This is a genomic window from Aquirufa sp., from assembly GCF_044239315.1.
Classification (GTDB): Bacteria; Bacteroidota; Bacteroidia; order Cytophagales; family Spirosomataceae; genus Aquirufa.
The window spans coordinates 1-19,293 of the sequence record NZ_JBIIBQ010000007.1; the positions used below are offsets into that span (position 1 = coordinate 1).

15 protein-coding genes and 1 pseudogene are annotated in these 19,293 nt (G+C 36.2%); 7 read left to right on the forward strand and 9 right to left on the reverse strand.

Features of this window, described 5'->3' with window-relative positions; translation table 11 throughout:
• Both ACILP5_RS03675 and ACILP5_RS03680 read left to right on the forward strand, forming a co-directional pair.
• Positions 1-300, forward strand: a pseudogene (locus ACILP5_RS03675) (MFS transporter); the annotation flags it as partial.
• Between the two features lie 82 nt (positions 301-382).
• Complete coding sequence (locus ACILP5_RS03680) at positions 383-577, forward strand: hypothetical protein (RefSeq protein WP_395617308.1); 195 nt, start codon at positions 383-385, stop codon at positions 575-577.
• A gap of 75 nt (positions 578-652) precedes the next feature.
• Here ACILP5_RS03680 and ACILP5_RS03685 read toward each other — a convergent pair whose 3' ends face one another.
• From ACILP5_RS03685 to ACILP5_RS03710, 6 genes are all read right to left on the reverse strand, one after another.
• Positions 653-2,488, reverse strand: coding sequence for a RagB/SusD family nutrient uptake outer membrane protein (locus ACILP5_RS03685; protein ID WP_395617309.1), 1,836 nt, complete (start codon positions 2,486-2,488; stop codon positions 653-655).
• An 11-nt stretch (positions 2,489-2,499) separates the two neighbouring features.
• Positions 2,500-5,640, reverse strand: a complete 3,141-nt coding sequence (locus ACILP5_RS03690; protein WP_395617310.1) for a SusC/RagA family TonB-linked outer membrane protein — start codon at positions 5,638-5,640, stop codon at positions 2,500-2,502.
• A gap of 105 nt (positions 5,641-5,745) precedes the next feature.
• On the reverse strand, positions 5,746-7,125 hold the full coding sequence (locus tag ACILP5_RS03695; RefSeq protein WP_395617311.1) for a Gfo/Idh/MocA family protein: 1,380 nt from the start codon (positions 7,123-7,125) through the stop codon (positions 5,746-5,748).
• An 8-nt stretch (positions 7,126-7,133) separates the two neighbouring features.
• The gene (locus ACILP5_RS03700) at positions 7,134-9,746 is read right to left on the reverse strand and encodes a family 20 glycosylhydrolase (RefSeq protein WP_395617312.1); all 2,613 of its coding nucleotides are present in this window, start codon (positions 9,744-9,746) and stop codon (positions 7,134-7,136) included.
• A gap of 35 nt (positions 9,747-9,781) precedes the next feature.
• The gene (locus ACILP5_RS03705) at positions 9,782-10,672 is read right to left on the reverse strand and encodes a PmoA family protein (RefSeq protein WP_395617313.1); all 891 of its coding nucleotides are present in this window, start codon (positions 10,670-10,672) and stop codon (positions 9,782-9,784) included.
• A 2-nt stretch (positions 10,673-10,674) separates the two neighbouring features.
• Positions 10,675-12,027, reverse strand: coding sequence for a putative oxidoreductase C-terminal domain-containing protein (locus tag ACILP5_RS03710; protein WP_395617314.1), 1,353 nt, complete (start codon positions 12,025-12,027; stop codon positions 10,675-10,677).
• A gap of 335 nt (positions 12,028-12,362) precedes the next feature.
• Here ACILP5_RS03710 and ACILP5_RS03715 point away from each other — a divergent pair, with 335 nt between their 5' ends.
• Positions 12,363-13,532, forward strand: coding sequence for a LacI family DNA-binding transcriptional regulator (locus tag ACILP5_RS03715; protein ID WP_395617315.1), 1,170 nt, complete (start codon positions 12,363-12,365; stop codon positions 13,530-13,532).
• 194 nt (positions 13,533-13,726) lie between these two features.
• Here the strand turns inward: ACILP5_RS03715 and ACILP5_RS03720 are convergent, their stop codons facing one another.
• Positions 13,727-15,034, reverse strand: coding sequence for a hypothetical protein (locus ACILP5_RS03720; protein WP_395617316.1), 1,308 nt, complete (start codon positions 15,032-15,034; stop codon positions 13,727-13,729).
• A gap of 213 nt (positions 15,035-15,247) precedes the next feature.
• Here ACILP5_RS03720 and ACILP5_RS03725 point away from each other — a divergent pair, with 213 nt between their 5' ends.
• The 3 genes from ACILP5_RS03725 to ACILP5_RS03735 all read left to right on the forward strand — a co-directional run bounded on the left by ACILP5_RS03725 (position 15,248) and on the right by ACILP5_RS03735 (position 17,194).
• A complete protein-coding gene (locus tag ACILP5_RS03725; RefSeq protein ID WP_395617317.1) occupies positions 15,248-15,715 on the forward strand; it encodes a GNAT family N-acetyltransferase in 468 nt (155 codons plus the stop codon).
• Between the two features lie 100 nt (positions 15,716-15,815).
• Positions 15,816-16,289 (forward strand): nuclear transport factor 2 family protein, encoded by a 474-nt coding sequence (locus ACILP5_RS03730; RefSeq protein ID WP_395617318.1) that lies wholly within the window; start codon positions 15,816-15,818, stop codon positions 16,287-16,289.
• Between the two features lie 53 nt (positions 16,290-16,342).
• Positions 16,343-17,194, forward strand: coding sequence for an alpha/beta fold hydrolase (locus tag ACILP5_RS03735; RefSeq protein WP_395617319.1), 852 nt, complete (start codon positions 16,343-16,345; stop codon positions 17,192-17,194).
• A 20-nt stretch (positions 17,195-17,214) separates the two neighbouring features.
• Here ACILP5_RS03735 and ACILP5_RS03740 read toward each other — a convergent pair whose 3' ends face one another.
• Entirely contained in the window at positions 17,215-17,748 is a 534-nt protein-coding gene (locus ACILP5_RS03740) for a DinB family protein (protein WP_395617320.1), read from the reverse strand.
• Positions 17,749-18,031: 283 nt separating this feature from the next.
• On the opposite strand from ACILP5_RS03740, the gene ACILP5_RS03745 reads away from it, so the two are divergent.
• On the forward strand, positions 18,032-18,352 hold the full coding sequence (locus ACILP5_RS03745) for a hypothetical protein (RefSeq protein WP_395617321.1): 321 nt from the start codon (positions 18,032-18,034) through the stop codon (positions 18,350-18,352).
• A 94-nt stretch (positions 18,353-18,446) separates the two neighbouring features.
• Here ACILP5_RS03745 and ACILP5_RS03750 read toward each other — a convergent pair whose 3' ends face one another.
• A complete protein-coding gene (locus ACILP5_RS03750) occupies positions 18,447-19,277 on the reverse strand; it encodes a hypothetical protein (RefSeq protein WP_395617322.1) in 831 nt (276 codons plus the stop codon).
• Positions 19,278-19,293: the final 16 nt, after the last annotated feature.

Genomic DNA, 19,293 nt, shown 5'->3' on the forward strand with positions numbered 1-19,293 from the left:
TTCTTAATTTCTGTCGCGGCCTCTGCACACCAGGCCTGGTCAGCGAACATCTTCACGACGGTGTCGGATATGTTTCCCAAACACGCCGTTTCATCCGTCGTGGGTATTGGTGGCCTCGCGGGTTCGCTGGGAGGTGTGATTTTCCCCTATATTATCGGAGTCATTTTAGATTCCTACAAAGCGGATAACGCTTTGTCTGCCGGATATAATGTTATATTTGTGGCTTGTGGCTGCGCGTATTTATTTGCGTGGTTGCTCATTCATTTCATTTCTCCTAAAATGGAGATCGTTAAATCGTAAATCTACTCAGAAGTGTTTTTAATGACAGCGCGTTGGACAAAGAGGAAACTGCACTTAAATCCTATCCTGTTTCAAGGCGATCATGGCACCGTGGAGTATCGAAATAGTAGAGAAAGTAGTGATTTATCAACCAGAGTGGCTGTATTTTAAATACCTCAATAAACCCTTTAGAATCAAATCGCTTAGCTGGTCCGTATTATCGCCTACAAGTGGAGACCTTTGCACGGTAAAAGAATGCCCGTCACTATTTAACAAATACTTTGATACCATTACCTAAAAACGAAAAAAAGCCCCGCTGATACAACGAGGCTTTTAGTCAATCTACAACTTAATTTTAATACTAACCTTTTTCTTATTCTACTATTTTATCTAATGCAGGCTTATTTGATTCACTGCCAGCGTATCCTATATTTTGATTAATCTGTCCCAAGCTATTTGCCAAAATTGCAGCTCTAGGAATTGGCCATAAAACATGGTATGGACTCATCGTATATGCATCATTACGAATATTTCTAACCTTATTGTAGAAATTATTTTTCTCAATTACTCTGTCATAAAAGAAATTAGCGGTTGAAAAATTTTGTAATGAATACGTTTTGCCCTTATAACTTCTACCTGCCTTAGCCATTTGATAGGCAATACGAGTTAATTCAGTTTTGCGAGGCTCTTCATAGTACAATTCTCTTCCTCTCTCATCTAGTATGGTGCCTATATCAATTACTTTATTTTGAGGATATGGGCTACAGTTCGCTCTAGTTCTAACTGCATTTAGGTCGGCAATAGCCAATGCATTATTACCCTTAAACCAATGAGCTTCTGCTCTTAAAAGATAAGTTTCTGCTAAGCGATATACATACCAGTCTGAGTTTCCACCCTGAAATGGAATTCGGATTTGGTCTTCAACATAAAGTTTGTAATGAGGCCAGTTATACCAATTTCTTATAGTATCGCCATTGCTTATCAATAATTTTCCAGCGGCGTCTCTTAGTTGGAGAGGTTTCCCATAAAAAGGCGATACCCCTTTTAGAGCTGGATTATTATAAACCAAATCTTCCATTCGCATCCAGTTACCTGATTTTGTATCATGACGATGATCATTTTCGTCATCCCAAACGTCGTATTGTGTATAATTCGTTGCACGGCATCGACCTATGCCACGACCAAATCTTGTCGATAAATCAAATTCCACTTGTCCAGGCACTAAACCAGACCTACCATCAGGAGTCAAAATAGCACTGTTTGAGAAAAAAGGAACAGCTTGACGCATAGATGTAGTTCCAGAAGCAGAAGAACTTGCTAAACCAAAACGATCTGTTACTGAAAACAAAACTTCAGTATTTGCGGCAGCAAATTTATTTGCAGGGCGATGTAGGTCCCAAGTAACATTTTTTGAACTGTTACCTGCATCTACTCCAAATCTCCCGGTTACTAATTTATAAGGACCAGTGTTTATTACTTGGTCAGCAATAGCAATAGCTTCATCATAAAGACCTAAAGCCAAGTTGACCTTTGTAAGTAAATGGCCAATTGAAGCTTTATTTACATCTCCTTTGTCACCAATAAATGGCACATTTTTAAATGCAAAATCTAGATCTGCTTTAATTTTAGTTAAAATAGCTTCTCTTTTTACAGTTTGAAAATCAAGTTTAGGACTTGAAATTTCTTTAAAAGAAGTTGGTACATCCCCAAATTGATTAACCAATCGATAATAATGATACGAACGATAAAAATACGCCTTTCCTAGTAGCTGGTTTTTAACGTCGTCTTTTATCGTCGTAACGGCAGGAATTTTATCAATTATAGTATTCGCCAATCGAATTCCTAACCAATGTCTTTCCCAATACCATCCAATTCGATTGAAATCATTGCTGTTTAGGTTTGCGTCTGGTGTAATCAATACATTCAAATCTACAGCTGGGCCAAATTTATCAGTGGTACCCTCCACTGCCATTTCTGAAAACAGTAATTCTGTAATGATTGGGGAACCATCTCCATACCATTCATCTTTTAGATTTGCGGAACAGGAAGCCAACGCTGATTTGAAACCAGCTTCATTTGTAAATGTGTTTTCTGGAGTAAATAGGGAAAGTGGCTGAGGTTCAAGCCAATTGTCTTTACAACTTGTATTCACTGCTAGAATTAAAGCAGCTACAATGGTTATTTTTCTGAATTTAAATATGTTTTTCATAAAAAATTGATTTAGAATGTAATGTTTAAACCAAGTGTTGAAGTTTGTGGCATTAAATTTTGATAAAATGCATCATTGGTTTCGGTATTTGCTCTTGATTCAGGATCAAAATATTGCCATGGCGTAAATACTGCTAAGTTGGACACATTCACATAAAACTTCATGCTTTCAAATTTGACCTTATTAGTTATTGTTTTTGGAAGGGTGTATGCCAAACTAATATTATTCAATCTGACAAATGAAGATTTTCGCCAAACAGTATAGGCAACTGATCCACCTGCCGCTGACATCATCTTTGCATAGTCATTTCTTGGGTTTTCAGGAGTCCAATACGGCCTTTTGTAGAACTGAGAACGATCATAAAACAAATCCACATTTTTAGCTTCGTTGAAAGCTGTATATTGGCCAATTCGGCCATACAATGAGAATGAAAAATCGAAATTTTTGTAAATATTAAACTCATTTCTTAAGTTGAACGAAAACAAAGGATTTTGATGACCTAAAAATTGTCTATCATCAATGGTATATTTACCATCGTTATTAAAATCCTCCAGTTTAAAGTCACCCGGAGTAAAGCCATATGTTTTGGCTAAAGCTCTCTCAGATTCTTGCCAAACGCCCAATACTTTATAATCCCATATTTGATTGATAGGTTTTCCGATAAACCATCCGTTTGCTCTATCGTCTTGATCCACTAATGTTTCTTTCCCACTTGCATCTTTAACAGGAACGGCACCATACAGTTTCAATATTTTGTTATCATTGGTCCAGAAACTGACATTGGAACGCCACACAAAATTTTCACTTTTATAGTTTTCTGAGTTTATCGCAACCTCAAGTCCATTGTTACCAACAGCGCCTAAATTTGAAATAACACTTGGGAATCCTGTAACATTAGGAAGGGAACGGAATAACAACAAATCATTTGTTTCTCTGATGTAGTAATCCACCGAGCCATTTATCTTGCTATTAAAAATTCCAAAATCTAAACCAAAATTGTATGAGGTATTTTTCTCCCATTTCAAATTGGGGTTGGGCATATTAGTCGTCCTAACAGTACCAGTATTAAATGTTGTTCCCCCAGGATTAGTATAGCTATAAATTCCAGTTGAAAGGGCAGAAAGAGAAGCGAATCTATTAGCAGATCCGTCGGCATTTAATATTTCACGGTTTCCATTGACACCATATGAAACTCTAAGTTTTCCGTAATCTAAATATTTTTGGATCCCTTCAAAGAATTTCTCATCAGTAAATTGCCATCCGATTGCTACAGATGGGAACATTGCCCTTTGATTGGCAGCACCAAAGCCCGAGTATCCATCTCTGCGCATGGTGGCTGTTAGGAAATATCTTGAATTAAAATTATAACTAATTCTTCCCATTAAGGCATCGCCCGTAAAATAGGTATCGTTGCTAGTTATCGATGGATACAATGTTGCCGCTCCCACATTATGGTATTTTAAGTTATCACTTGGTGAATAATTTTCGGCATTGATTACATTCTGCCAAATTTGAGCTTTTTCAGCATTCACTAAAAATGTTGCATCAAAATTGTGTTTTCCAAATGATTTATTCCATCTTAAAATATTATCGAGTTGCCATTGAAATGAATTACTATTTTCTCTTCTAGATATTCCTCGGCGATTAGTTATTCCTGGCTTATTTGCCGAAATATGATCTAAATAGTTTGCAAACTCGAATCTTGGAGTGTAATTAACCTGGTAAGAAAAACCATAACCTAAATCTCCTTTTATGAAAATAGAGCTAAATAAGTTATTGACTCTTCTATCTCTAGAATTAAAAACTTGGTCAAGGAATGGATTAGTGTTATTACCTACGTCATCATTAGTACTTTGACGTAATGTAACACCATCATCTTGATATAATTGACCAAACGGAGTTGTACGAATAGCATTTCCTAAATCAATTGGAATACTACTTTCATCACGATTTGCAAATTGTAGGTTTAAGCCTACAGTAAGAAATTTGGCAATTTTATTTTCTAGGTTTACTCTTGCTCTTACAGTTTTAAAAACATCCCCCACCGAGAGTCCTTCATTAGACAAATAACCCAAAGACATGTAATAGTTGGTAGTAGGCGTACTACCTGAAATACCAACTGTATGATCTTGTTGGACAGCATTGTCATTTATAAGAATGTCTTCCCAATTAGTTGTTCTACCTGCTTTATAATTTGCTATTTCGACAGGGAAAAGTTTAATGCGATTAAGCCATACATCCACAGGATCCCCTTTGTCACTTCCTAACCATTGCGTCATACTTACAGTTGAAGGTAAGTTGCGAGGGTCATAAAAAGTGTATCTTTTATCAGGATCGTGTCCATTCATGCTCCAAAGTACATCACCACGCCATTTCAAAAACTCTTCTGGATTTAAAATATGGTTGAATTTTCCAACCTTATTCATTGCAAAATTGGAATTAAGTGTGATTTGGGGTTTCCCTGATTTACCTTTTTTTGTGGTTACTAAAATTACACCATTGGCAGATCTTGCACCAAACACCGAGGCTGAACTGGCATCTTTCAGAACGTCCACCATTTCGATATCATTGGGATTGATGTCGTTTAAAGAACCCGGATAGATAACTCCATCTACCACTATCAAGGGGGAAGTAGCGGCAGTTAATGAAGCACGACCTCTAATAAGAAAACTACCACCACCTCTTGGAGAGGCGTTATTAGATACATCTAATCCTGGCGTATTTCCACGTAACATATCTTGTACTGTCCGTGGGTTTTCGTTTTCCAATTTAGTAGCTTTAATTTGACCCACAGCCCCAGTTACATCGCTTTTTTTCATAGTACCATAGCCTACAACCACCACTTCATCGAGATTTTGATTGTCTTCAGCTAGGCTAATATTGATTTGGGTTCTGGTGCCAATTACTTCCTCCCTCCTTAAATATCCAACGGAGGAGAATACCAGTGTCCCATTTTTCGAATTTACATTTAGGGAATAATTTCCATTCCCATCAGTAAATGTACCTTGCGTGGTTCCTTTTATTGAAACGCTAACGCCTGGTAAGCCCCCTCCTGAGGGGTCAGATACCTTACCTGTCAATTGCCCTGTTTGGGCAACTACTATCTGCAAGGATAAAAACATTACAGATAACAAAAGATAAATTTTCTTCATAGTTATATAAAGGTTTAAGTGATTGATAAAAATTGAATTTTACACATTGTTAGAAATTATTAATAAACTAAAAAACTAAATTTTACATATTTCAAAATACAATAACTATCTGTTTTTGAACTGATTAGTACCATATGGTACCCTTTGAGATCGCCCAAGCATCGTATTTGCTTTTTCGTTATTGGTAAACCTTTCAGTCTTTGGATCCCATTTTAATTTACCAGGTAGTTTCATGGCAATATGACTAATCAAGCAAATTGAGCAAACGCGGTGTGCAATTTCTACTGGAGATAATACAGGAGTCTTATTTTGAATTCCTTCTAGCCAGTTTAAATGGTGTTCCTCACTTACCTGAAGTTTTATTTCGCTATCCTTTATTTGGGAAGTTAATATTTTGGGGTTACTAGCGTCTAAAGCCTTAGCACTTTTAGCTGCTGCAACAGGATCAGATGCGGATGCGACATAACTACCTCTAGAAACAAAAATCCAACCCTCTGAACCTTCAAAACGAATTCCATTAGGATAGCCTCCACTTGTATACATCGATACTCCGTTTGCATATTCAGCTTTTACCATAAAATCGCCATGAACATTCCATAAGCCAGATTTTGGAAACTCGGCAATGGCTTCTACAGATATTGGACCACTGTGTTCGGTATCCATGCCCCATGCTGCTATATCATAGTGATGTTGTCCCCAACCGGTAATCATACCAGACCCAAACTGCTCAAGTCTTAACCATCCCGGTCGACCATAACCTACTTGAGGATGAACCCCTATTTCAGTGTAGGGCACAAAAGGTGTAGAGCCTAACCATGCATCATAATTCAAATTTTTGGGAATAGGCATTTCGGGTGCAGATGGGCCTGATGGGTCACCTGGTAGTCCTATTTTTATGGTGTGTAGCTTTCCTATTCTACCGTTTCGGACTAACTCTGCGGCTATTCTAAATTGTGATGTAGAACGTTGCTGGGTTCCTACCTGAAAAACCACCCCTTTTTTGTTTACTATTTGACAAAGCTGTCTGCCTTCCGATATGGTCAAAGAAGTAGGTTTTTGAAGATATATGTGCTTACCTGCTAATGCGGCTTCCATGGCAGGCTGAGCATGCCAATGGTCTGGCGTACTAATCATGACAGCATCAATATCTTTGTTTAAGAGCATTTCACGGTAATCGTCATACATCTTAGTATCCATGTATTTGCCATTACCTGTCTTTTGTCCATAATATCCATCAATGAGTCTTTTGGCATCTTCTAATCTATTTCGATCAATATCACAAGCAGCTATGATTCTTGCTGAATCATGTTTTAATGTTTCTGCTAAGTCATGTTCACGTGCAATTCTACCACATCCAATTTGACCTATATTTATTTTATTCGAAGGCGCGTTTTTCCCAAATACGGAAGAAGGTACGATGGTAGGTAAACCCATTGTCGCTACGGCTCCTGTGAGAGTTTGTTCAATAAATTTTCTACGTTTCATATTTTGATTTATTTAACAATGAATGTTTTACTAGCTCTACCAAACGTATTGAAAGACCTAACTTTTATGGGGCCACTAACTTTTATAGGGTTAGTATATTCTTTAGAATTTACGTTGGGTTCAGAACCATCTTCAGTGTAGCGGATAGTAAAACCTGGAAAAGCAACATTTGCTTTCAGTAAACCATCCTCTATGACTGCTCCGGGCGGGGCTATTCGGTAATTATAGCCATCAAATAAAAAATCTAAACGGGGAAATTCGCGCTGCCCAATTTGATTTGCAATTTCTGCCCAACCCGCCCATATTGAATTTACACGGGTAGAAATAGCACTTTCACTTTCCCAAGTAGGAGCATTAGCCCATGCTTTCTCAGCAAACGCAAACAATTTAGGGGCAAGGAAATATTCTAGCATTTTCGAGCCTTTAATAGTTTCAGACCACAATTGGCCCTGAATACCTACAATGTTTTTTTGAGCTTCCGTCTTCAAGTGCTGACGTGGCATATTAGCATCAATTTTTTGAGATTTACGTCCAAAAATCTCCTCTTTTTCTGTCAGCCTGCTGTATTTATCAAAATTGATGGATTTAAATACATCAAAAGGCGTCATTACATAGGGGTCTATTGCATCTTGATATCCTGCCCAAACCAGTCCTGGTTCAGTAGGGTCAGAATTGTAGGAAAGATCAAAATATAGATTAGTTGCATTGCACAATACCACCTTGTACCCAGCATTTGCAATTCGATAACCTAGGTCAATATTTTTTCCTGTATTATCCCAAACTAATGGCAGAACCTTTTTGTCCTTAAATTTGGGGTTAACTTGAATGTTGTTCTGACTATCTTTATTCAATACGATTTCTTCCCAGCCAGCAACTTCCAAATTGTATTTTTCAAAAATTGTTACCGCTTTTTGAAGAAAATATCCTTGTAACTGGCGGGCATCTTTAATTTCAGGGAGCGTTTTCATCAACTCGACACAAAGGGGTGATTTTGCCCAAGCTCCGTTGGGCACTTCGTCTCCTCCTGTATTGAAAGTGGTCAATTTTAAGCCTGCTTCTTGATACATGGCTACTATATCTTTCACCACTGTTTCGTAGAAGTGATACACAGAGGGGAGTGCTACACAAACAATATTGTCCTTATACATCTGTGCTGACAAGTAAACGGATTTATCATTTGGATCAATCAATCGAAATTCATTTGCTTTTTCAGTCTCCCCTTTTGCCATAAAATAATCGTATCGAGCTTCCATGGCTTTAATCGCAGCACGGGCATGGCCAGGCATTGAAATCTCAGGAATAACTTGAATATGCCTTTGGTCAGCATATTTAATGATTTCTATAAATTCCTCTCTTGTGTAAAACCCTTTTCCATAATTGTTTTCAGAATCGGGATGAGGGCCAGAGCCATATGATGGAGTAAGCCAGTTTTTAGAATCAACGGTATGCCCCCGTTTACTGCCTATCTGTGTCAATTCCGGAAGACCCTTTATCTCTAAACGCCAACCTTCGTCTTCAGAAAGGTGGAGATTGAGTTTGTTAATCTTATACATTGCCAAAAGGTCAATAAGCCTTAAAACATCCTCTTTTTTGGCAAAATTTCGAGATACATCAAGCAAAAAGCTCCGAAAACTAAATCTGGGAGCATCCGATATTTCCACGCGTTCAACTTTGATTTGAGCACTATTTCTCGCTGGCATTAAAGCTGAAAGACTTTGAATACCATAAAAAACACCCGCCGCATCATTTCCCGTAATTACGACTCCTTTCCCTTCACCTACGGTCAGAGAATAGGATTCTGCCGAAACGCCATTGATCTTTAATGGAGCCGTTTTGATAGTAATAGAATTTGCTTCCGCTCCATTTCCTTCTTTTATCTTTAATTTTTTACCCAAATATCTTTCCATCAACGACGCCAAATATTCAGCCTCTTTCTTAAGCGTATTATTGTAATATACCGTAGAGTTTTTATCTAAAATAACACCGCCTTTTCCTGATTTTATCGAAAAAGGACTCGGTATGATTTTGCCAATCTTGTCAGTTGGCAGAACAGGAATTTTTTGGTTTATAGCGTATTGATTAGCCGCAGTAGGTATAGTGGCAACAAATTCAGAATCAGGGAAGATATTTGTATAATCTGTGATTGGAACAATATTTAAATCTTTGTTAATGATTTTTGAATCATCGTAAACAATATAAGCACCTTGTGGAGCATATTTTTCATTAAATAGAATACCATCAGCTTCGTACTCAAAAGAAATCGAATCACCTTGACGCAGGGTAAAATTACTATGAGGTACATAGCGGTATAGATCGCCATTCAGATGTTCAATTTTCCCATTAGCCAAATCTGCTGGCTGCTTGGGTTTCAAGAAACTTTGATTGAAATACAAAGACCATTTTCCGGTGTTAATTGTTTCCGGCCCATTATTAATAAAAATGAAGGCTGCTTTGTTAGCCCCTGATTCATTCGCTGGATTTTTGATTAATCTCCATTTTAAAGCAAGTTTTTCAAACTTATCTGAATTATCCACTTTTGCCCCCAGAGAACCAAAATTTAGGCAAATGAGATAAATAAGTGATACAATCAATGCTAAATTGTTGTAATTCTTCCTTAACATATTATTTTTTTCAAAAATTTAAACTTGGTCCTGTTTTACTTTGATTTATAAACTTCAAATTGTTCTGCAATTTTAGCCGACGCCACATCTCCAGCATGTACTAATACACGGTATTTTAATTTAATCGTTTGCCCCTTTTTTAAGGTTGTTTCTTTATCGTCTGCTGGCCAATACATTGGTGTTGGTGAAAAGAAACCATAGTCACGGGTGAACCACGGCGAAGGATACCATTCGTTAGAAGGGTGCTGCATGATAGCCATACCTTCAAATTTATCGCCCCGTTTGCCATAAAAATCTATCCAAGGTGATCTTTTGCCAAATGTTCCTTTTTCTCCTTTATCGCCATTGGCATTAACCATAGTGCCACCATTTGTTACAGCAAGGTCAGCATCCATACGACCGCTAAACAGAGAATGGTTCGTTTTATCTATTGTTACATCCATTAACATTTCCATAGTAATATCGAAATCAATTTGAAAAAGATCATTGGAAGGTGCCGTAATCGTAATCTTCCGAAAATCTTTTATGGGTGAGTTGGCATTTGGTCTACGCCAAATGTTTTCAGCTTCAATGACAACTTTATCATTTCCTGATTCAATAATATCTGCTCTCAAAGAAATTATTTGTCCTCTTTCAAGTCCTTCTTGCCAGTAGTTTCCGCCATTTACCTTATCACAACCAAAAAACAAGGAACTGTGATGTGGATAATTTCCATTTCTCATCGATGTGACACTGCTATTGGAAGGCCCATTTACTGGAAAAAAGAATGGGTATTTTTCGTCTTCAGAAAAAATATAACTCGTAAAAAGGTTTTTGTTGATAAGAACATCAATTTTCGAGTGATGTTTTTCAGCCACTATTTTTGTCTGTCCGAAAGAGGATATACATGTTCCCCAAAATAATAGGGCAATAAATTTCGTTTTCATAATTAACTACTAGTTTTAGCCAATTTTAAGGCTTTTGTGGTGATAAAATATTTCAAAAGCATATTAGGCACTTCCCATTCTGGCAATTGATTTTTTGCTTGAAATTGCAAGAAACGGTCCATTACTTCACCAAAATGTGCTTCATGTCCAGTGCGATAAATGGATGGAATTTCAACTAGCCATTCCGTGTTTTTTTTGATAAGCTCAATTCCCGGGTATTTATGTTTTAGATTCTCAAAACCTTGAATCAACTCTTTTTCAGAGATGTTTATTGGTTTTATATATAGTTGAGGAATGTATTTTTCAGCCTTACCTTGTCTTATTTCTACATTTGCTTTTGTGCCTCTCATAACAGAATAATGAGTATCGCCCCCTTCTGGTGTACTATAATTCCATAATGCACGGAGTTTAGTATGGATTCCTCTCAAACTGTAATTGATTTCACCGTTGGCAAAAACATTGATTGTAGTATCATTTTTTAGGTCTTTTTTTAAGAAATCCGGAAATTGTTTCTTGCCAGTAATAAGTGAAAATTGACTCAAAGCAATGGGTGTTGGCCATCTTTTGGCAGTAATATTTTTGATGTCTTTACTACTTAAAGAAACATTCGAAAAAGCAGACCATTGAGCCAAATCAACAAGGTGAACCATTACATCTGCAATACCTTCGCCTTGTTGTGAAACGTCCATAAACCATGTTGGACGTATAAGCGGACTTCCGGAAACATATTTATAAAAATAATGGACACTCTCTATCGAAATGGCTGGATTTTCGGCTGTCCCCTTTTCTAATTTTCCAAAAATGCCTGGTATTTGGGTTAGTTCTTTTTGCAAAACTGTGGTAATTTCCGAGCGCTCAGTCATTATATCGTAAAGAAGAACATTGTTTTTTTGGGCTGTAACAAATGCTTTTTTTAAAAGTTCATAACCTTTTGAATCAATGCACATTGGTTTGTCTGCTAATATATTTAAGCCAGACTCAGCCGCTTTTAAAATATACTCCGTTTTCTTTAAATTGTTACCCGCGAGAATTAGCACACTATTTTTTGCTGTTGCCCCCTTGCTTTCGACAAGCATTTTTTCAAAAAAATCATTTCCTTCATAGACTTTTTCCTGCCATTCCGTAGGATTTTTCGAGCGAGTATTATAGCTATTGATTCGTTTTAAATGATCCTGTAAATCTTGTCCTGATGGTGCGTATACATTAACTTTTGGATTAACATTTTCATACATTTTGTTTTGAACCAAAGCTGCATGAAAGTGTCCGGGGTCAAGGGTTATAAAATCTATTGGCTTTTGAGCAAAAACAATTGAATTTGCTAACACAATTAGAATAAATATTGATTTTAAAAACATTATTACTACGCTAAACAATTTTACCTGCAATCACGGAAAAGTACAATCAAATTAGTTGCTATGAATTTTAAATGAGTTGGCTGTCCTTTTGTGATTTATTTAGAAATTTGATTTAAAATTGAACATAGGAAGCATTTATAATATCCTAACAAGAATTTTCATAAATTTTTTTATAAATTTTCCACAAAACTACCGGAAACGTTTTCGAAAACGCATCCGGTAGTTTTGTGGAAAATTATTTTTTAAAATATATTTTTAACTTACTTTTATAATTATTTATAAATTCAAAACAGAGGGAAATACTCATTATTAGAATAATTCAATATCAATACTAGATGATTGCATGTATCCAATGTGGTAAGGTAGAAGACATCGTTCGATCAGGTTTTATAAGAGGCAGGCAACGACTATATTGTAAAACTTGTGTAAAATATTTTTTTGAAACCCCCACGAATCAATTAAGTAATAAAAAGCCACATCAAACAACCATTGTTGATGTGGCAAAAGTCTTGGGAGTGTCACCTTCTACTGTTTCTAGGGCATTAAATAATAGCTCAGAAATCAATGAAAATACCCGTCAAAAAATAATTAAAGTTGCCAATGAACTTGACTATCGTCCTAATTTGCTGGCACAAAGTCTGAATCGAGGTGAATCGCATACAATTGGTGTGATTATTCCTGATATTCAAAGACCTTTTTTTGCAGGAGTAGTGGCAGGAATACAGAAAATTGCATCAGAAGCAGGATACAGAGTAATGATATGTCAATCAAATGAATCTCATTATGCAGAAACACTCAATGTACAGGCATTGGTAGCAAGTAGGGTAGATGGACTTTTGATAAGTCACACTAAAGAAACAAATAGTTTTGAACACCTAAAATTACAACTTAAAAATGGCTTACCTATTGTCCATTTTGACAGGGTTTGTGGTGAAGTTGATACGGCAAAAGTAATTCAAGAAGATTTTTCAGGCAGTTTTGCTTTAGTTGAACATTTGATTCAGCAAGGATGCACAAGAATTGCGGCTTGCGCTGGACCTAAAGATTTATTGATAAGCGAAAACCGGTTAAATGGTTACAAAGCGGCATTAGCAAAACATGGGATTCCCATCGATGAGGAACTTATATTTCATAGTAATTTCAGAGAGGCAGATTCATTGATTGCACTTTCAAGATGGTTGGATTTGTCTCATAAACCCGATGGAATTTTCACCTTGCATTATGGGAATGCCATCGAAATGATGGTAGAATTAAAACAAAAAGGCATCAAAATACCTAATGAAATTGCTTTGGTGGCATTTGGAGATGACTTATTGGCTTCATTGATAGAACCATCACTTACAGTTTTTAATCAATCTGCATATACAATTGGACAGGAGGCGGCCAATATTTTAATAGATAACATCATCAATAAGGAGACATTTATACCATATACCAAAACTATCAAAGGCAAATTAATAATCAGACAATCCTCTCAAAAACAGGCTAAGTGTACAATAGATTAGAAAATCTACCCAAAATGCGCCTTTTTAACACAATAAAATAAATTTGCAATGGGTGAAGAATAACAAATAAACTTCCTGCAAACTTACATGAAGTTCAACCCATTAATTTCCTTATGGTTGCAAGTTCAAACAACGAAAACGGCTGCAACATTCCAACTAGTAAGTGAGCCACACTGGACAAGCCAGTAATTCATCTACTTTTCAAATTCAATGTAATGCTCCGACGCATATTCATCATCCCCTGGTTTAATTCTTTTAACAAAAAAACGGGCACGCTTCCCAAGTTTAACGGAGGTGTATTTTTCTTTGATATCAGTTGGGTCATTTAATGGTTGCAATGAGGGGTACCATAAAATATATCCTGGTTTCTGAAAAACCAATTCAGGCTTTGACCAATCTTGGCTATTGTTTCCTGTACCCAAATCTTTATGTTTATTAAATGAAATATAGATCTTATCACCTTGCCATGATTTCCCCTCCACTTTTCCCATCATCATTACCCAGCAATTCAAATACGTATTCCAACTAACAGATGGCCCCCAATGAAATCCACCTGTTGGTGAAGAAGCGCCACCGCCACCTTCATTGATTGGAATTTGTAAAGAACGAACGGGAACCCCATAGCTATCGTACGAAATAGAGAAGGATTTGCCATCCCATCTTTTGGCTTTTCCAACGGGATTATCTAGATCTTTCAAAGCGATACGGGCGATACTTATACATTGACCACTCCACTCTTTTTGAACGGTATACGTTTTTTCATCATACACGCCAGGATAACCATACTCTCCATAAAATAAATACAAATAGTCGCCACTCGCTACAGCAGACGGGTCTCCAACGCCACCCGCAAACGTATTTGAAGTATTAAATGGCTTTCTAATCATCCTTGGGTCGTAATCCTCAATAAATATGCCCCTGTTATCCCAGCTTTTACCTCCATCTATGGATTTCATCACACCTATTCTACAAACAGCTGCAGGACTTTCTGGACCAGTCAAACCTTGTGGCCAACGTACATTTCTATATCCCTCTTTGGTAACGGAATCGTATGGTAAGGTGCTTGGATAATTTTCGTTATGGTAAATGCCATATAATGTTTTCCCACTTTTATCTTTAGAATCTTGGTAAACCGTTTCAAACCATACCGCCCCATGCAAGCCTTTCTGCCCTGTAGGTACATTGCTCGGCATACTCGGGTTAAAGAACTTATTAGCAGGGTTTTTAAATACAACCTCTGCGTTTTCTCCATCTGAGTACTTTAAATCTCTTGCATAACCCCATAAAGGGTCTTCGCCATATTTGCCAGGGAAGATTCTAAATGTATCGCCAATCCAAACTTCTGCCATATTACAATCCACAAACGAATTGAAAGTAATTTTAGGAGCAGGGATTAATTTAAACTTGGGAGTTGAGTCTACCTGTTGAGTTATATCCAATTTAGTGGAAGACAGGAACCCTATAATAATTGAGAACCAAGAAAATAAAATTAAATGAGGCATTCTATTTCAATTTATAGTTAGTCAATAAGTGCTTATAAATTTATAAAAATAATAGTATTCCCAAATACTAGTTTAAGCACTTTCAAATAATTCAATGGGGGCAATTTGTAAATTCTGTATTTTAAAGCTGCATCTTTTGTTGAAAAGGGGAGCAAGCCGATCAAAAATGTGTAAAAATATAAAACCCGAAAAACTAATTATTATTTTTGATTCATGGATACAATCGAAATAGTTAACTACGAATCTGCTTATAAAGAAGTATTTCGGGATTTAAACGTTGAATGGATTTCTGCCTTCTTTAAAATGGAAGCCTCTGATTATAAGGCCCTAGATAATGCGGATAGTTATATTTTGCAAAATGGAGGTCATATTCTAGTTGCTTTATTAAATAAGGAGCCAGTAGGAGTTTGTGCATTAATTAAAATGAACGATCCTGTATATGATTTTGAACTGTCGAAAATGGCTGTAGCACCCAAGGCACAAGGCAAAAAGATTGGTTGGTTAATAGGGGAAGCAATAAAAGACAAAGCAAGGTCTATCGGGGCAAAAACACTTTATTTAGAGAGCAATACTATTTTAACACCTGCCATTAGCTTGTACCGAAAGCTAGGATTTATTGAAGTATTTGGACGAAATACATCTTATGAGCGTTGCAATATTCAAATGGCACTTGTCTTATAACGGAAATCTCAAATACCCCTCCTGAATTTGCCCCAAATCGGTTAAATATTTCATTTTCCGGCAGTGAATTAGGGGGTTCATCTTTCGTTATATTTACCTTATGAAAAATCTAATTAGTCTATTTTTGAGTATTTCTATTTGCTCAACTGCATTAGCACAATCCCAAACGGGAAAGAAGGTAAGTTTCACAGAAAAAAAACTTTTTGATAAGGTTGCTAAACTTGACAGTTCGCTTTTTGCAGCCTATAATTCAAAGAATTTAGATTTAATGAAAACCTTTTTTACAAAAGACCTTGAGTGGTATCAAGACAATGGCGGACTTATTGGTTTTGAAAAGGTGTTTGAAAATTTCAATTCAATATTTAATAGAGATTATGACCTTAAAAGAAGTTTAATCAAAGAAAGCTTAGAGGTTCATCCAATTGATGGATATGGTGCAATTGAGATAGGGAATCATCAATTTAAACATATTGAAAATGGTAAATTGGAAGTAGGCACATTTAAATTTCTTATGATTTGGAAGAATGATAATGGTAGCTGGAAAATAGCAAGAGTTGTCAGCTATGATCATTAGAAGCTCCTTTTAAAATTTCTTTACTAACTTTAATTCATAACTATTCAGTGTGAATGCAACAGAATATCTTAATTCAAGCGAGAGACGGCTATAATCTTTCGGCAACAATCCGAAGACCAGTAAATGAAGTCAAGGGAGTTGTTCAAATCAATTGTGGCACCGGAATTCCTCAAAATCTATACAGTAATTTAGCAAGCTATCTGACCGAGTGTGGATATGCTACCGTTACCTATGACTATCGGGGCATAGGGAATTCTAAACCAGCGAGTTTAAAGGGATTTAAGGGAAATCTAGAAGATTGGGGGATTTTAGATATGACAGGTATTTTCGATTGGATTAATCAGGAATTCCCTTCTGAACGCAAAATTATTATTGGCCACAGTATGGGCGGGCAGCTTGTGGGGTTAATGGACAATTATGATAAAGTAGATAGGCTTATTCTGATTGCCTCTTCTACCGGATATTGGAAAGATATGGGGAGCCCATTTAAATGGCTTATGCCACCATTGTGGTTCTTGCTGATTCCGATTATCGTGGCAATGTATGGCTACGCAAATGCAGAAAAAATAGGACAAGGAGAAAATTTGCCGAAGGGTGTTGCTTTACAATGGCGCAAGTGGTGCATTAATCCGAACTATTTCGAGGACCATTTCAAAAATTCAAGCACAAAATTATTTTTTGACAAGTACTTAATTCCTCTAAAGTCTATTCAAATTGAGGATGATCCTATTGCAACTAAAATCACCGCAAATAAGTTAGTAGGCTATTTTAAAAATGCCAAAATCGAAGTAGAAACAATTAGCCCCCTAAAAATGGGCGTTAGAAAAATTGGACATACGGGCTTCTTTTCAAGAAAATTCAAGGACACACTTTGGAACAAATTAATAGCAGATATTGAAAAATAGAAACCTGATTTAATTCACAATTAGTTGTTTAAATGTGCCAGTTTTGACTTTAATGAGTCGAAATGATGCGCCGTGTGGAAGGACGTGAAGCTAGCCAGTTCTCTTAAGGATATTTTGCCTAAAATAGGGTGAGGTAACCGATAGCTATCTAATTCATGTGCCGTATGATTATTCAATTTATCGATAAACGATTTATTCAATGACGTATACTTTTGAATCAAATGCTCTTTATCACGATATGAAACTGGTTTTGGGATATATATTGTGGGAGCTTTAGCGCCGCCATCTAATGCGTTTTTATATACCTGCCGAAGATCTTCAAAAGGCCGACTATCATTTTTATTGATGCCAAATAGTAATCTTAAAATGGGCTTGGGTAATGAAAAGCCGACATTGACTATTTGTAGGACTTTAATTAAGTGCACTAAATCTTGACCTGCAGACCATTTATCGTTTATATTATCTTCAAATTCGTTTTGATTTAAGCCCTTCACCAACTCAATAAATTGAAGGGCATTTTCATCTAGCGATTTTGTTAACGTTGTTTTTTCCATGTTTCACTTTCATTAATAATGAATTGAAATGTTTATTAAGATGTATCGAAATTAAAAAATCATTTTACTTTTGTGGCACAACTTTTTATATTTTTTATGGAAAACCTAGCTCAATTCTTTAAAAAGTACCGAAACGAAGTCATCGTGGGCGTACTTGTATTTCTCTCAATTATTTTCAGAGATGTCATCAAGACACTCTTCTAAAATGGCATGAGGGCATCCCCTCGATTTTCTCGCATTAATAATTAATGCAATGACATACAAGGCACTTTTTCTTAGTCCAATGATACCCTCAACGGATCTTTTAGAAACGACATGTTTCTTTAAAGACATGTTAGGCTTTTCAATTGTTATGGATAACGATACGTATGTCGTATGTCAAAAAGACCACCTAACTATTCATATTTTACGTGCAGGACAAGATATTGGAGAGATAGAGTTGTACTTGGAGATGGACAATGTAGACGCCTTGTGGTCTACAATTAAAGACAAAGTAGGAGGCTTAAAATACAAAGAGCCCTTTGATCAAGAGTATGGTATGCGTGAAATTCACATTTGCATTCCACATACAAACGCCCTTTTATTCATCGGGCAAAAATTATAGATGAAATTCATGCAATTTGTATCTATCCTTGTAAAGCGAGTAAGATTTTAAATGTAATCAAATCGACCGTTTTTGTGGGAATAGAGTTTCTAGCTCATCTATTATTTATGAAATTATTGAATTCAGTTTTTGCTGATGTATTTGTAAATAACGCAGTATGTCCGCCAGGTATATCTACAAATTGACTTTTCTGGCAATTCGTACAGCTTAGTACTTTTTGCTTAAAACTTGGCCAAGAATACATTTGAATAGGGGAGTCATCTTGTCCTTGAATAAATAAAATATCGGACTTAAATCCATCTGTAAAATTAAGTAATGACCTTTCAAAATAACTACTTGAATTGGCTGTAGTTAAACCATATACATTTTTTAATTTTAAACAGGTGCTGGATGATTGAACTTGGCCATTTTCTTCAAGCTCGCATCGGTAAACTAGATTTAGGGGCCCAGGAGCATTAGCAATTACACCATTTGTTTGATGCAACCTATTTAAACGAGTAACTAAATAACCTCCTTGTGAGTGTCCAGCTAAAAAAACCTTTCCTACAGTAATTCCTAATTCTTGATTTGCCCTGTTTTTTACCCATAACAATGCCGCCTCTGCTTGCAGTATGTTGTCTCCAAACAATATATTTTCTTGAGGGTGAGCAACACTTACTATCATCATATTCTTTTTGTCTAAAATGCTTTTGAAATTATTGAGTGCCGTATTCGCAGCAGTTAATATTTCACTGTCATTTTGAACTGTTCCATGAAATACAATCAGTACGTCAAGATTTGTGATAGCAGGTTTGTCTATTATAACATCAACTTTAATATTATTGTAAGTAATATTTTTAGTTAGTATGGTAGAGCTGGGAGATTCGACTTGAATATTCGTTTTGCATGCGAAAAGAATAACAAGTGGTATATATAAAAATCTCATTAGTTTTGATTTTATG